This window comes from Limnohabitans sp., from assembly GCF_031539175.1.
Taxonomy (GTDB): domain Bacteria; phylum Pseudomonadota; class Gammaproteobacteria; order Burkholderiales; family Burkholderiaceae_C; genus Limnohabitans.
The window spans coordinates 45,611-60,355 of sequence record NZ_JAVKLQ010000042.1; the positions used below are offsets into that span (position 1 = coordinate 45,611).

Sequence of the window (14,745 nt, forward strand, 5' to 3'; positions counted from 1 at the left end):
CGTTACATCGTGTGCGCCAACCAAGGCTTGGTGGCCAAGCGCTCGGCTTCAAAGGCTTTGATTTTGTCGGACTGACGCAGGGTCAGGCCAATGTCGTCAAAGCCGTTGAGCAAGCAGTATTTGCGGAAGGCTTGCACGTCAAACGGAATGGTCTCGCCTTGGGGGCGCACGATGACTTGGTTTTCCAAATCAATCGTCAACTCATAGCCGGGGAACGCGTGCACTTCGTTGAACAACAGGTCAATCGCTGCTTCGGGCAACACGATGGGCAACAAGCCGTTTTTGAAACAGTTGTTGAAAAAAATGTCGGCAAAGCTCGGGGCAATCACAGCGCGGAAGCCATATTGGTCAATCGCCCAAGGTGCGTGTTCGCGTGATGAGCCGCAGCCAAAGTTCTTGCGTGCCAAGAGCACCGAGGCGCCTTTGTAGCGTGGCTGGTTCAGCACGAAGTCTGGGTTGGGCTTGCGGCTGGCGGGGTCTTGGCCGGGCTCGCCGTGGTCCAAGTAGCGCCACTCATCAAACAAGTTGGGGCCAAAGCCCGTCTTGCGGATGGACTTCAAAAACTGCTTAGGAATGATGGCGTCGGTGTCGACGTTCTCGCGGTCCATGGGGGCCACGATGCCTTTGTGTAAGGTGAATTTCTGCATTATTTTTTCTTCGCTGCGTCTTCAATGGCCGACCCGGCCTTTTGCACATCTTGGCCGATGCCGCGCATGGTGTTGCAACCACTGAGGCCCAGCACAGCCACGAGGCCCAAAATTACCAACAGAAGTTTGTTCATGACGGATCTCCTGATTAAGCGAATTTACGCACGTCCACAAAGTGGCCGTGAATGGCAGCAGCAGCGGCCATGGCGGGGCTGACCAAATGGGTGCGACCACCGTTGCCTTGACGGCCTTCAAAGTTGCGATTGCTGGTGGAGGCGCAGCGCTCGCCGGGCTCTAAGCGGTCGGCGTTCATGGCCAAGCACATGGAGCAGCCGGGCTCGCGCCACTCAAAGCCAGCGGCTTTGAAAATCTCGTGCAAGCCTTCTTTTTCAGCTTGTTCTTTGACCAAGCCAGAGCCAGGAACCACCAAAGCGAGCTTGATGTTCTTGGCCACTTTTTGACCGAGTTTTTTCACCACGGCTGCGGCTTCGCGCATGTCTTCAATGCGGCTGTTGGTGCAAGAGCCAATGAACACTTTGTCGACAAACAAATCGTTCAGGGCTTTGCCGGGCTGCAAGTCCATGTAGGTCAGGGCGCGTTCAATCGCACCGCGCTTGTTGGCGTCTTTTTCTTTGTCTGGGTCAGGCACGATGCCGTTGATGTCGAGCACCATTTCGGGCGACGTGCCCCAGGTGACTTGCGGCAAGATGTCTTCGGCTTTGAGCTCGACCACCGCGTCAAATTTGGCATCTGCGTCAGAGTGCAAGGTTTTCCAATAAGCCACGGCTTGGTCCCATTCCACGCCGGTGGGCGAGAGGGGGCGGCCTTTGACGTACTCGATGGTTTTGTCGTCCACCGCCACCAAGCCAGCGCGCGCGCCGCCTTCGATGGCCATGTTGCACACCGTCATGCGGCCTTCCATGCTCAAGCTGCGAATCGCAGAGCCCGCAAACTCAATGGTGTAGCCCGTGCCGCCGGCCGTACCGATCTTGCCGATGATGGCCAGCACCACGTCTTTGCCCGTCACGCCTTTGGCCAGCGTGCCTTCGACTTTGATGAGCATGTTCTTGGCTTTTTTGGCCAACAAAGTTTGCGTGGCCATGACGTGCTCGACCTCAGAGGTGCCGATGCCGTGAGCCAACGCCGCAAACGCGCCGTGGGTAGAAGTGTGGCTGTCGCCGCAGACCACGGTCATGCCGGGCAGGGTGGCACCGTTTTCAGGGCCAATCACGTGAATGATGCCTTGGCGCTTAGACATGAACGGGAAGAACGCGGCAGAGCCAAACTCGGCCATGTTGGCGTCGAGCGTGGTGATTTGTTCTTTGCTGATGGGGTCGGTGATGCCGTCGTAGCCCAGCTCCCAGCCGGTGGTGGGGGTGTTGTGGTCAGCGGTGGCCACGATGGAGCTGACGCGCCAGACCTTGCGGCCTGCTTGGCGAATGCCCTCAAACGCTTGCGGGCTGGTGACTTCGTGCACCAAATGGCGGTCGATGTAGAGGATGGACGTGCCATCTTCTTCGGTGTGGACGACGTGCTCGTCCCAGATCTTGTCGTAAAGGGTGCGTCCCATGAGTCTTCCTTATATGGATCATCAGATTTTATGCGTAGCGCTCAGCCCGAGCCCTGTCAGCGCCTGTGCATGACTTTTGAAAGTGATTTTGTGATTTTTATAAATTAATCAATAAAATTAAGCTGCAAAATATAGTTATTAATTACAAGAGCGTCAAAACCAAGGATATGTATGACTGACCCTGTTTCATCTGTCAACAACTTATGGATTGGTGAAGGTGCGACTTTCACCGGCTCGATTGAAGCCCCTGGCAAAGTGTCGATCAATGGCAAAGTCAGTGGTGATTTGAAGGCTGACGATGTGTGGGTTGGACCGCAAGGCAGCTTGAGAGGCAAAGTTCAAGCGCGCGTGATCGATGTGCACGGTGAGCTGTTTGAAGACATCACCAGCAAAGAGCACATGGTCATTCGACATACGGGTCAAGTGACAGGGGTGTTGAGCTATGCCGAACTTGAAGTCGAACGAGGCGGACGCTTCCAAGGTGACATGAAGCAGGTTTGAGTGGGCGCGCTGATGCGCTGCGCTTTCAAGCAAAAAAGGGGGCGATTCGCCCCCTTTTGCATACCTCAGCGTGTGACGCGTTCAATCTAAAAAGTCCGAATAGTCCTTTTGGGCAAACTTCTTGGTCACATCCCATGGATTTTTGATGGCGGTGTTGAGCACCTTGACCGTGGTGGTGCGGTTGCCGTTGGCGCCTTGGCTCAATACCTGCAAAGGCATTTCGCGTTTGGCGTCCCACAGCACGCGCACGGCGTTGCGGCCTTTGGTGTTTTCAAACCATTGGCCTTGCGGCGTCGTTTCGCCAGCCTTCAAGGTTTTGAGTACGGCTGGGTCAATCAAGTGGTACGCGGCTAACCATGCGCCGTCAAAACCGACGGTGGCGTATTCGGCAGGTGCGATGTCAACCACCACTTGATCGTGCATGGCGACCAATCGGAATTTCAGCTTGCCGTCTGGCAAGCGTTGGATCCAACGTGTGGCAGCGCTCAAGTCCGCGTGTTTATGGTCCTTCGCAGCGCCGACTTTCGCTTTGGCATGCTCGTCTTCTTGATGGGCACCAGCAGGCATGACCCGTTCAATCCAGACCGTGTCACCCTGACGGATCACACGCTCGGTAAACACCGTGCTGCGTTGGATGCCATCGGCACCCAAAACGCTGCTCTTGTGGGTGACTTCAAGGCTCACATCAGGCGCCGCTTGCGCGGCCCCCATGCAAGCCAAGCCCAACGCGAGCGCCCAAGGCTTCAGTTTTGACAACAAACGCATGCTTAGAAACCAAACGCTTTCTTTAGCAAGGTGTAGACCTTGGTGTTGTCGATCGTGCCTTTGAAGTTGGCCGAGCCTGCGCCTTTGGCAAACAACATCACGTCGCCGCCGCCATGGGTTTCAGAGCCTACGCCACCCAGCATCACCCCCACGTCTTGCAGGTAGTTTTTGTTAAAGGCGGTGTCCACGTTGGTCAAGTCGTCGCGCACGTCTTTGCGTTGAGCGGCCGCACCTCCGTTGCCAAACACGAGCGTGGTGTAAGGCTTGCCGTCTGCAGCCTTGGCCAAGTTTTTCGTGCGGTAGTCGGTGGTTTTACCCAAGATGTTGTTGCCTAAATGCGAGTAGCCGTTGAAAGCCATCGTGTGGTCGTGGTCGGCAGTCACCACAATCAAGGTGTTGGTCAAATCAACTTTGTCTAAAGCGGCTTTGATCGCATCGTCAAACGCAATGGTGTCGGCCAAAGCACGCATGGCGTTGGTGCCGTGCAAAGCGTGGTCAATGCGGCCGCCTTCGACCATCAAGAAATAGCCGTTGGTGTTTTTCGACAAAATGTCGATGGACCTGGCGGTCATTTGCGCCAAGCTGGGTTCGAGTGCTGGATTGCGATCCAGTTCGTAAGACATGTGACCTTCAGACAAAGCTTGGTCAAACAAGCCAATGATCTTGGTGCCTGCGGCCGAGGGGGCGGCGTTGAAGGTGGTCAGATCGTTGACGTAGTTGTAGCCCTTGTCTTTGAGCTCTTGCACCAAGTTGCGGCCATCAGGACGGCCTTTGCCTGCAATCGTGGTGTTGAATGGCACCCAGTAGCGGCTGTCGCCACCCATCAAAACGTCCACACCTGTTCCCAAGGCCGCGTTGTAGCCAGCGCCACCAGGAACGGCTTGGCGAGCAATGTCGTATTCGGCGTTGCGGTTGCAAATGTGTGAATAAGTGATTGCGGGTGTGGCATGCGTCAAGCGTGCAGTGGATACCACGCCTGTGGCTTTGTTTTTGGCGATCGCTTGTTCCAGTAACGTGGGTACAGCGGCGCCGTTGGTGGTCGTGCAGTTGTTGACCGCGCTGCTCACACCTGTGGTTGCATCGGTGCTGGGGCGGAAAGCGCCTTGTGCTTTGGTTGTGGCATCCATCGACACCACCTCGTTGCGTGATTTCACGCCCGTCATGTAAGCCCCCATAGAGGGGGCACTGTCTGTGGTTTGTGCGTCAAGCGAGTAGGTTTTCACGCGGGCGGTACGACCCAAAGTTTCCATGGTCAATTTGCCAGCTTCACCATATTTGTAAATACGGCTTGCGGTGACGGTGACAGGGCCCATGCCGTCACCCAAAAAGAAGATCACGTTTTTGGCTTCGCCATCGGCAAAAGCCGACAGAGCGCTGGTCAAGGCGAGTGCCGCCACAGAGAGTTTGAATGTGTGTTTCATGGTGATGTACTCCAAAGATAGGTCAGGGCTTACAGGCCAAAAATGCCGCGGATCAAGCCGAAGACTTCGGTGTTGACCAAGACGCCGGTGAACTTCTCAGCGCCTTTGCCGATCGCACCCAAGAACACATCGCCACCGCCATGCGTTTCGCTGCCCAGAGCCATGGGAATGGCGGCTTCTTGGTGGTAGGTGGCACCAAAGACTGTCGCATCAGTCAAAGCTGTACGCGTTGCAGGACGGTTTTCACCGTTACCGAAACCAATGATGGTGAAGGGGTTGCCGCCTGCATCTGTCGATAAAGTGATGCCGTCGATGTAGCTGCGCAGCAAGCCCAAAACGCCTGGGTTGGTGTCGGTGGTTTTACCGGTCAATGCCGAGTAGCCATTCAATACCAAGGTGTGGTCGTGGTCAGCTGTCACCACGATCAACGTGTTTTTCAAACCTGGATCGATGATGTTCATTTTGTCGATGGCCGTTTTGATCGCATCGTCAAACGCCACGGTGTCTTGCAAGGCTTTGCGTGCTGTGGTTTCGTGCAAAGCGTGGTCAATGCGGCCGCCTTCGACCATCAAAAACATACCGCGGTTGTTGCTCTTGAGAATGTCAATCGCTTTGCTGGTCATGTCGGCCAAGCTGGGCTCATTGGCGGCGTTGGCAATGCGGTCTAGGTCGTAGCTCATGTGGCTAGGTGTGAACAAGCCAACCAATTTTTTGTCACTCGCCGTGGCGGCGTCAAATTCGGTTTTGTTAGCCACAAATTTGTAGCCAGCTGTTTTGAATTCGGCCACCAAGTCACGCGTGTCTGTGCGCTTGCTGCCTGTGGTCGTTTTCGGTTGGAAGTAAGCCAAGCCGCCACCCAAGATCACGTCCACGCCAGCGCCCAAAGCGCTGTTGTAGCCGCTGCCGTTGGGCACGAGCTGTGCCGCAATCGCGTTTTCACCGTCACGGTGACAGATGTGGGCGTAGGTGGTCGCAGGCGTGGCGTGTGTGATGCGCGTGGTGGTGACCACGCCTGTGGCCAAGCCAGCGGTCTTGGCTTTTTCAAGCATGGTGGGCACTGCTGTGCCGTTGGTGCTAGGGCAGGTGCTGTCTGCACCGCTGACATACGATGCGAAAGTGTTTTTGTCGTAAGCGCTGGTGTCCGCAGACATGGACACCACTTCGTTGTTCATTTTTACGCCGGTCATGTAAGCCGCCATCGACGGGGCGCTGTCGGTCACTTGGGCGTCGTTGGAGTAGGTCTTGATGAAGGCCGTTTCTGGCAACGTGTCCATCGTCAATTCGCCGTCTTCGCCAGCTTTATAGATACGGGCAGCAGTCATGGTGGTCAGGCCCATGCCGTCGCCCAAAAAGAAGATCACGTTCTTGGCAACAGGCGCCTCAGTGGTGGAACTGCAGGCAGACAAACCTGCGATGGAGAGCGCTGCAAAAGCACCCCACAGAAAGACTTTACGCTTCATGATGAACCTCGTTGAGTGGCAAGAAAAGCTGCATCTTTGCGTTTTAATAAGACGCGTTGATGAAAGATTTATGAAGATTTCGCGTCAGCGGGTTTGAGTGGTTTGCAGTCGGCGCAAAAAAATAAATTGGCCCCTAAATAACGTTTAAACGATCCCGTGTTGCGCATCTTGTGTTGCCCACATTTCATGCAACTCATGGTTTCGCCTGTGCGACCCATACCCTGAAATGGCGAGCCATTTTTCTTATTGGTGTAGCGCAACCCATTGCTGGCGATTTGGGTTTTGTCGTGGTGGTAGTTGTTCATGCGCTGGACCTCGCAAAATAGGCATCAAAAAAAAGCCGCAAGTTGCGGCTTTTGGAAAAGTCTATGAGACCTTGGAGAGAGAACAATCGGAGATGCTGCTGCACGCAACACCTCCAAAAACTCAAGTCAACAACTTCTTAGAAGTCGTAACGCATGCCCAAAGACAAGCCTTTGCTGTCCTTGCCTGTGCTGCCAGCCACGTTCGTCGAACGGCCTTCAGTCCAGGGAGTCACTGCAGCGTTGATGCCGTTAGACACGGTGGCGTAGTTGGCATAGAAGCGCAGTTCTTTGCTGATGATGCGGTCGACGCCGACAGCCGTCAATTTAGAGTCTGAACCCACCTTGTTGGCTGAGCGATCCATCACGTGAGCGCGCAAAACGGTGTGGTTAGGGATGATTTGGTACTCAGCGCCAAAGCCTGTCACTTTGCTACCTTGGTCAACTGGGGTAGCAGCGGATGTCATGTAGTTGGCTTTTTGGTAGAAACCCACCAATTTCAAATCGTTCATCACTTTGTAAGACAAAGCCAAACGGGTGGCATCACGGTCACCATCTTTGGCGTTGGCTTGGTAGTTCTCTTGGGCCAAAGCTGCCGAGAAATCACTACCACTGTATGTGGCTGACACGCTGGTCATGGCGTTCTTGGTTTCAACGCCTGTTGAGCTGGTCACCGCAGTGGCGGCTTCGTGGGGTGAGTAGGCCAGAGCGACGCGAATGCCCATCATGTCAGGCGATTGGTATTGGATGATGTTGTTGGGACGTTCGTCAAACTTAGCGCCTGCGCGCGTGATGTTGCGCATATCGCCCAGTTGGTCGCCGAACAAGTTAGCGGCTTCGCGTGCCACTTTCATCGGGGTGTCGAACTTACCCACTTTGACTTGACCAAAGCTGCCTTCGATGCCTGCGAATGTGTCGCGTGTGGCCAAACGGTTTTTGTCGTCTTGGGGGGCGTTGAAAGTTGTTGCTGGGGTTGGGCTAACCGTTGCAGCAGGCAGAGTGACAGATGTTGATGAGTCAGAAGTCTTGGTGAACAAGACTTCAGATTCGATTTGCCAGATGCCTTTCAGATCGCCAAAGCTCTTGTCGCCACGAAAGCCCACGCGTGATGAGTTGCTAGACAAGTTCATGCGGTCGTATTGGTTGCCATCGTTGAGTTGATCAAATGAGATGTGCGCACGGCCGTAAAACTCCCAGTTGCCTGCGGTTTTGAGTTGGCTAGATTGAGCAACGGCTGAGAATGCTGTTGCGCCCATGGCCAAAGCCAAAATGACATTTCTTTTCACGAGTAAAACTCCAGTTGGTTAAAAACCTAGCCAGTGTTGCGTTCGCGTGTGACGTAGCGATGAAAGATTTATGAAGTTTTTTTGAAACTGATAAATTCATGCGCCAAGCGCCATAAGTGCATCAGCGTCAATACCTTGTGTTCTTTTTTCGAGCCACAGCAAGAGCGATGTTTTCCATCTGCTGCTGTGCTTAGGCGCTTGAATCATGGTGTATTCAAGCTTGGGCACGCCACCGCGTTTGCGTTTGAAGTCGCCGGCCCCTGAGCTGTAGTTCAAGAGCAAGGCATGAGATTGGGCGTATTCATGAATCGCAGAAAACAGCAAACGGTACAAGCCATCGATTTCTGCGTCTGTGGCATAGCCTAGGGCTGGTACGGTCAAGGTGTCGCCCACTTGGTAGAGCATGGCAAAGGCCATGATGTCTCCGTTGCTGTGCGTCAGCAGCAGCGCACGCATGACGTGGTGATTGACCATGTCTTCAAAAAAATCAGGGGTGTACTGCGCGTTGAGTTGGCTGTGCTTGTCTAAATAAATGCGGTTGTAAAGTGCGCTCATCCGACGTGCTGATTCTCTGGAAACTTGGTGTGTGACGACCATGCGTAAGCCAGACCTTTTGCGCGCTGTGTGATCACGCATCAGGTGAGAAGGTTTGCGCGTTAAGCCTTCGCGTAAATCAAACTCATAGACCACGCGTGCGGGAAGCGCCACAAAACCCAGGCGTCTTAGCGCCGTCATCAGCTCAGCATGTTTATCACTTTGCAGATTTCGCACGGCCACAAAATGGGTGGGGTGTTGCACCATCACGCTGGCACACACTTGGGCCAAATCTGTGCAAGTTGCCTCGTCCCACACGTTGGTAGAGACCGGCCAATTGCCCACTAAAGTGATGCGATCAAGGCCGATCCAACATGCAAAGGTTCCTAGCCGTCGCACCAGCCAAGCCGCCCACCATTTGTCGTTCAGTTCTTCTGCCGCATAGTCAAACCAACCGCTGCGCAGCGAGGTGAGGTAGCTTGTATCCAACGTTCGTTTGGTGTGCGATACCGTTACCGCGCATGGCGAAGAACCCAGCCACTTCAGGTCTGCACAGGCGTTTCGCATCCAGCGCTCAATAGGTTGGCGGGGCCATGTTGGCGACATCAGGCTTGCAAACGGTACAAGTGAAATGCGCCGTAGATGCCTGAGCGGTCGGTAGGGCCCAGTGCGTCAGAGGTGGCATGGTCGCGGACCCATTTGCCTTGCAAGTCACCTGTGAAGCACACGTCCACGGGTGAGGTGACGCCCGCGGTTCTGAAGATCACGCGAGCACCAGGTTTGGCGGCGCGGGTAATTTCACGCCACAGGGCGGTGATTTCTTCGTTGGACATCCAGTCTTGTGCATCGAGTAACACCACGGCGTCCACACTGTGCAAGTCCATACGTGCAATGGCATCTCGGATGTTGCTTTGTTCGATCGAAAGTTTGTCTACGTTAGCTTTGACTTGCGCGTAATGGCTGCACATCAAATAGGGAGGCAGGGCACTTTGACCGGTGGCGTCGTAGCGGCGGCCAAAGGCTTGCCATGCAAAGTAGTTGTCCTTGATGGGCGCCACGGTCGCCAAGCGACGTGCTCGTTCTTTCAATACTTGCGCCATGTTGTCGGGCTGCTCATCGCACAACGCATTGTGTTGACTAGGAGGAATGCCGAGGTTGTACAGCGCAAAAGGGCTGCTGCAAATCTTGGCCATCAACTTCGAGTCGAAAATTTTGGCGACTTTCTCGTCAAACCATTTTTCTTGCGCTTGCTGGCTGGGTTGCTCTAGCAAGTCGTTGAGTTTGACGCCGTGTAACTTGGCGCCCCAATGGATGATGCCAATCAGCTGCCCCAGCAAGCCATAGTTGTAAAAGCCTTTGGCGAACATGCGAATGCGGCGAAATCCAATCGGGCCGCCTTCCCAGTAATGTCGACTGTCTGCATCGAGTTTGGGCGCAATCAAGGTTTTGTAGACGCGAACGTTGCTAGATGCTTGAGCAACACCAAAAAACTGAAAGAAATCGTCGTAGTTGGGCAAGGCTCGCAGCCCAGCCATTTTGAGTTTGACCAAGGAGACGTGTGCGTGGTTTAAATCGACGGCCGTTACCTTGGCTGGGTTAGCTGTCAAATACGACAAGGCATTGCAGCCCCCTGAAGCGATGGTGACCACATGGTCGTCTTCACCTAAATTCAAGGCTTTCATGTCCATCACTGGATCTTCCCAAATTTGCGTGTAGACCAGCTGGCGGAACCACATCGCAAACAAACGCTCTTTCAAGGTCGCTTTTTGCTTGTGTCCAAAAACTGCGTTGCTCAAAAGTTCTTTAGAGCGGTCGGCGCTGGCGCTCGTTGTTGGGAGTGCTTGTGTAAATTCCATGTCCTACCTTGAGATGAATCGATCTATGAATCATGCGCGGCGGAGATGAAAAAACGATGAAGATTTGACGTCAAATTCGTGAAGAATTGATCGCCCAATCATGTCAATAACAAGCTACCCATATTTGATAAACACCTTCTTTGTTTTGCAACCCAGAAGGAGGCAGCGGATAAGACGCCGATTCAACGGCTTTGGTGGCGGCACGATCAACTGCACTTAAGCCACTGCTTTGAATCACACGAATGGCAGCAACTTTGCCGTCGTGCAAACTGAACTCCATGCGTGTACGTCCTTTGAACGATAGTGCCTTGGCTGTTCCCGGTACTTCAAATGCCGCTTGGACCGCTGCAGCCAACTTGATGTTGTAGGCCAAGGCTGGGTCGGGTGCGGGTTGTGTCGCAGGCGAAGCTGAGGCAAGTGTTGGTGTGGAGGGTGCTGTTGCGGCTGCGGCTTCTGTTTTTGATGCCGTTGACACCGACGCATCGTTTGACACGCTTTGAACTTTGGGGGCGCTAGGGCTCACAGGCTGCAGGTTGGTGTTCACTTGCGGTTTTGGCGGGGGGGATGTCTTGTGTTTGGGAGGCTCAGCTCGTTCTGGAACTTTTTCGCGCAATGGCTCGACGGCCATCTCTAAGGTCAGCGGTATGACCTTAGAGATAGGGGCGATTTGTTGCCCAGCCCAGATCAACGTGCTGCCGATCAGCAGAGACTCAAGGCCAAACGCCATGACAAACGATTGCCAGTGACGGCGGTTCACAGATAGGGTCATACCTCGCCTCAGCGTGCCACAGCGCGCGCAGCCAAACCCACTTGCGTGACACCGCTGTGCTTGACCACATCAATCACATCCATCACGCGCTGGAGGTTCGTGTCATCTGAGCCGGCAATCGTCACCGACAAAGTGGCTGTGTCCTTGCTCTGAATCAAGCCTTTGAGTTGTTCCATCGTTCTGGGTGCGCCGTCGGCCACCAAGGTGCCGCCTTGTTGAATTTCAATCAGCAACTTGGGCGCTGGGATGCTCGCGGCCGAACTGCTGGTGGGCAGTTTGGAGAGCTGGCCGGAAGCCGGAATCATCCGCAGCGTCATCATGGCAAAAAACACCAGCAAGAACAGCATGATGTCGATCATGGGAATGATCTCGATGCGTGCCTTGCGCGTCTCGAAATAGCGCATGTCAGACCACTTTCAGTTTTGGACGGGCATGCGAGGGCGCATTGGTTCCAAAACGTCGGTTCAAGAGCATCAGTTTGAGAATGTCGAGCTGGTGCACGATGGCGCGAATCTTGGTGCTGAGTCCGTTGAAAAACACCAGACCAATCATGGCGATCAACAAACCAAAGGCCGTCGCGATCAAGGCTTCGGCGATGCCGCCGGTGACTTGAGACGCTGCGTTTTGAATGTCACCCAACACCGAGAACGCCCCAAACATACCAATGATGGTGCCAAAAAGACCCAGCAGCGGCGCCAAGGTGATGACGGTGTCGAGCATCCACAAGGAGCGATCGAGCAGCGGCACTTCGCGCATCAACGCCTCTTCCAAATGACCGGCGCAGGTGTCACGTGCAGATTCTTCGGGTTCAAGCAACGAGGCTTCAAACAAGCTGATGTGTGGCAGGTCGGCATGCTTGCGCAAGCCTTCCTGCATAGAAGCCGCTTGCAGCTCTGAACTGTCGTGCAGCAGCGCAATCAATTCGTCACCGCCTTGCTGCATTTTTGACAAAAACAGCGTGCGCTCAACGATCACGGTCAGTGCCACCAGCAGCAGCACGCACATGATGTAGAGCGTGCCGCCCGAGTGGTTGGCCAGTTCAAATAATTTCTCGGACGTCATGTTTAAAAGTCTGCTTTCAGAGAAACCATCATGCTGCGTGGTGCTTGGTAGATGTACGTGTCTTGCGCCACAGTCGAGCCAGTGCTGATGGATGTGATCTTGCCGCTGTTAGCCAAGTTGAAAACGTTGAATTGCAGCTTCAAGTTCTTGGTTTGTGGTGTCACGTTTTTCAGGGTGTATGCGACGCCCAAGTCCAAGTTGCCGTAGGCCGACGTCTTGTAATAGTCGTAATAAGAGACACCTGCAATGGCTGCTTTGGTCGCGTCATAGTCCTTTTGGTGCACGACGCCTGTGCGCTTGTAAATCAATGAGCCTGACCACGCGCCTTCGTTGTAAAGGCCGCCCAATGCGGCGGTCATGCTAGGCGCACCGGAGATTTGTTCTCCTGTGTCGTTGGCTTTGGCGCTGTTGACTGAGCCGTTCAGGTACAGCGAGAAGCCGCCACCCAACACTTGGGCCATTTGACCTTCGATGCCTTTGTAGGTTGCGCCACCGATGTTGGTGTAACGCGTGATGCCACTTTCGACCACCGACACCAGTTTGTTGGTGAAGTCAATTTGGTAAACGTCCACGTCCCATGTCATGTCGGCTGTTTTTCCGACGATGCCGAGTTGTAAGTTGGTGGACTTCTGTGGTGTGGTGCTGTTCTTGGTGGGGTCAGTGATGTAGAAGGTGTTCAGGTCAGGAATCTGAAACCCTTTGGCATATTGGGCATACACCGACATCGTGGGGTTGATCTTTTGATTCAGCGTCAAGAAAGGCAACGTTGTCTTGTAAGTCACCTCGGCTTTGTGGTTCAAGTCACGGCTGGTATTTTCAACGGCAGCGTCGACCGAGCGGGTGATGTTGACGTACTTGACGCCAGGGGTGACGGTCAAGTCTTTCGTTGCGGCCCATTCAAACTCGGCAAAGGGTTGCACGGATTTGATGCTCGATTGCTGATCGAACTTCACGCTGTCGATGGGGCGATTCGTGCCAGCCAAGTTCGTTGCGTTCGCTGTGGACTCAATGCGGTTGTATCCGCCCGTGGTCAGGTCCAAATCGTATTGGTGGCGGTCGGTCGATGAGGTTTCATACCAAACCCCCACGCGGGCGAGGCCATTTTCAAGTTGGTTCGTGGCCTTGAACATGTCACCCCACACACGGTATTTGTTTTGCTTGTCGATGCCCGGGATGTGGCCGTTGGCAGTCACCGTGCGCGTGCCATCGCTGGCCGTTTTGCGCGGGTCAGCGGTCGAAGGCGATGTGCCGGTCCATGTCGGTGTGGTCGATGACATGGTTTGGTTGTCGTAAGCGTAGGTGTAGACCGAGTTGTCTGTGCTCCAGCCGTTGCCAAGCTCACTGCGCAAGCGAAGGTAGCTGAAGTCTGTGTCTTTTGTTGTTTTGTTGTACCCCATGTAGTTCATGCTGGTGGGGTCGTTGTTCAACTGAAAGTTGCGACCGTAGGCTGCAATTTGGGTAAGGGTTGCACCTTTGTTGCTGTCGGGTTGGTTGTAGTCAATGTGGTTGTAGGTCGAGAAGATGGTCATCAAAGACGCATCACCCACGGGGCGCTCGTACTTCAAAGCGTAGTTTTGGCTTTTCACAGGGCTGTTGCTCAGATAGCCGTCTGAAGAAAGATTTTGATAGTTCAGTTGCAGGGTGGCATCGCCCTTGTCTGCCATGCGGCCCGTCTCGTAGCTGAAGCCGTAAAGCTGTGTGTTCCAAGTGCCCAGGGAGGTGAACACGGTGGTGTTCTCTTCAGACATGGGTTTCTTTGAAAACAAATTAATGGAGCCACCAAAGGTCGCATAGCCTAGGTTGCTGGCATTGCCAGGACCACGCTCGACCACGGCGCCGCCTATGACAGACGCTGGGAAAAACGAGGTGGAGTGGTGGGCGGGGTTGTTGGTGTCGCCCCATGGAATGCCATCAAACGTGATGTTGTATTGGTCATCGCTGAAGCCGCGAAGTGTGGTTTTTGTTTCGCTCAAACCCGGGCCATTGGCAGAGTCGCCCGACAGGCTGGGCGCGATGTTGACGATGCGGCTGTATTCGGCAATTGGCGAAACAGACAAGTCCATGAACTCACGCGTGATGATGGATTGTGGCTGCGTGGCCTCCAAGCTGGCTTGGGTGGGGGCCACAGCGGTGGCGGTGCCCTTCAAAGCTTCGTCTGTGCGGAACGCGCCTGCGGCTGTGCTGGCACCAATGGTGCCGAGGTCAACAGCGGCGGTTTGTGCAGCAGCCATTTGACTGGCCACCAAGGTCATCAGCGCCACAGAGACAAGATGCGAAACGGCGTTGAATTTGAATGCGGGTTGTTTTTTCATAGGTTTGGAATTTGAAAAGTGCAATTGAGTACAAGTCGATAAAACTGACACGCAGTATCTAAATTGGTTGTGACTGCGGCATGAAAAATTCATGAAACTTAAATGACTCTGTGTCTTTTGTTTGGCGGATTCAAGGACGAAGTGCAACAAAGATGAACTGGTTATAGGTGGCTGAGGATGCGAGAGCATCATGGCCGCTTTAACCGCCAAATCGAAATTGCCCAATGTACAAGCACCTCAGCCGAGAAGAACGATACCAA

General features: G+C 54.1%; 14 protein-coding genes. 1 reads left to right on the forward strand and 13 read right to left on the reverse strand.

Annotated features, from left to right (window positions below; translation table 11 throughout):
- Positions 1–2: 2 nt before the first annotated feature.
- Genes leuD through leuC form a run of 3 tightly spaced genes read right to left on the reverse strand, consistent with a single transcriptional unit; the run spans position 3 to position 2,217 of the window.
- On the reverse strand, positions 3–647 hold the full coding sequence (gene leuD / locus RMS95_RS07835; RefSeq protein WP_104801555.1) for a 3-isopropylmalate dehydratase small subunit: 645 nt from the start codon (positions 645–647) through the stop codon (positions 3–5).
- Positions 647–781: an entericidin A/B family lipoprotein gene (locus RMS95_RS07840; RefSeq protein ID WP_310645086.1), complete on the reverse strand. Its 135-nt coding sequence runs from the start codon at positions 779–781 to the stop codon at positions 647–649. The genes leuD and RMS95_RS07840 overlap by 1 nt, the downstream gene beginning before the upstream one ends.
- 14 nt (positions 782–795) lie before the next feature.
- Complete coding sequence (leuC, locus tag RMS95_RS07845; protein WP_310645087.1) at positions 796–2,217, reverse strand: 3-isopropylmalate dehydratase large subunit; 1,422 nt, start codon at positions 2,215–2,217, stop codon at positions 796–798.
- Positions 2,218–2,388: 171 nt separating this feature from the next.
- Between leuC and RMS95_RS07850 the strand changes: the two genes are divergently transcribed.
- On the forward strand, positions 2,389–2,718 hold the full coding sequence (locus RMS95_RS07850) for a polymer-forming cytoskeletal protein (RefSeq protein WP_310645089.1): 330 nt from the start codon (positions 2,389–2,391) through the stop codon (positions 2,716–2,718).
- 81 nt (positions 2,719–2,799) lie between these two features.
- Here RMS95_RS07850 and RMS95_RS07855 read toward each other — a convergent pair whose 3' ends face one another.
- From RMS95_RS07855 to RMS95_RS07900, 10 genes are all read right to left on the reverse strand, one after another.
- Positions 2,800–3,483, reverse strand: coding sequence for a hypothetical protein (locus tag RMS95_RS07855; protein ID WP_310645091.1), 684 nt, complete (start codon positions 3,481–3,483; stop codon positions 2,800–2,802).
- Between the two features lie 2 nt (positions 3,484–3,485).
- Entirely contained in the window at positions 3,486–4,904 is a 1,419-nt protein-coding gene (locus RMS95_RS07860) for an alkaline phosphatase (protein WP_310645092.1), read from the reverse strand.
- Positions 4,905–4,933: 29 nt separating this feature from the next.
- Positions 4,934–6,364 carry an alkaline phosphatase gene (locus RMS95_RS07865; RefSeq protein ID WP_310645093.1) on the reverse strand — a complete coding sequence of 477 codons (1,431 nt, stop codon included), beginning with the start codon at positions 6,362–6,364 and terminating at the stop codon, positions 4,934–4,936.
- A gap of 442 nt (positions 6,365–6,806) precedes the next feature.
- On the reverse strand, positions 6,807–7,952 hold the full coding sequence (locus RMS95_RS07870) for a porin (RefSeq protein WP_310645095.1): 1,146 nt from the start codon (positions 7,950–7,952) through the stop codon (positions 6,807–6,809).
- 96 nt (positions 7,953–8,048) lie between these two features.
- Positions 8,049–9,053 carry a hypothetical protein gene (locus tag RMS95_RS07875; protein ID WP_310645096.1) on the reverse strand — a complete coding sequence of 335 codons (1,005 nt, stop codon included), beginning with the start codon at positions 9,051–9,053 and terminating at the stop codon, positions 8,049–8,051.
- A gap of 38 nt (positions 9,054–9,091) precedes the next feature.
- Positions 9,092–10,342, reverse strand: coding sequence for a DUF3419 family protein (locus tag RMS95_RS07880; protein WP_310645097.1), 1,251 nt, complete (start codon positions 10,340–10,342; stop codon positions 9,092–9,094).
- 103 nt (positions 10,343–10,445) lie between these two features.
- Positions 10,446–11,111, reverse strand: coding sequence for a TonB family protein (locus tag RMS95_RS07885; protein ID WP_310645098.1), 666 nt, complete (start codon positions 11,109–11,111; stop codon positions 10,446–10,448).
- Between the two features lie 8 nt (positions 11,112–11,119).
- Positions 11,120–11,515 (reverse strand): biopolymer transporter ExbD, encoded by a 396-nt coding sequence (locus RMS95_RS07890; RefSeq protein ID WP_310645100.1) that lies wholly within the window; start codon positions 11,513–11,515, stop codon positions 11,120–11,122.
- Position 11,516: 1 nt separating this feature from the next.
- The gene (locus RMS95_RS07895) at positions 11,517–12,173 is read right to left on the reverse strand and encodes a MotA/TolQ/ExbB proton channel family protein (RefSeq protein WP_310645102.1); all 657 of its coding nucleotides are present in this window, start codon (positions 12,171–12,173) and stop codon (positions 11,517–11,519) included.
- A gap of 2 nt (positions 12,174–12,175) precedes the next feature.
- A complete protein-coding gene (locus RMS95_RS07900) occupies positions 12,176–14,485 on the reverse strand; it encodes a TonB-dependent receptor domain-containing protein (RefSeq protein ID WP_310645104.1) in 2,310 nt (769 codons plus the stop codon).
- Between the last annotated feature and the right edge of the window lie 260 nt (positions 14,486–14,745).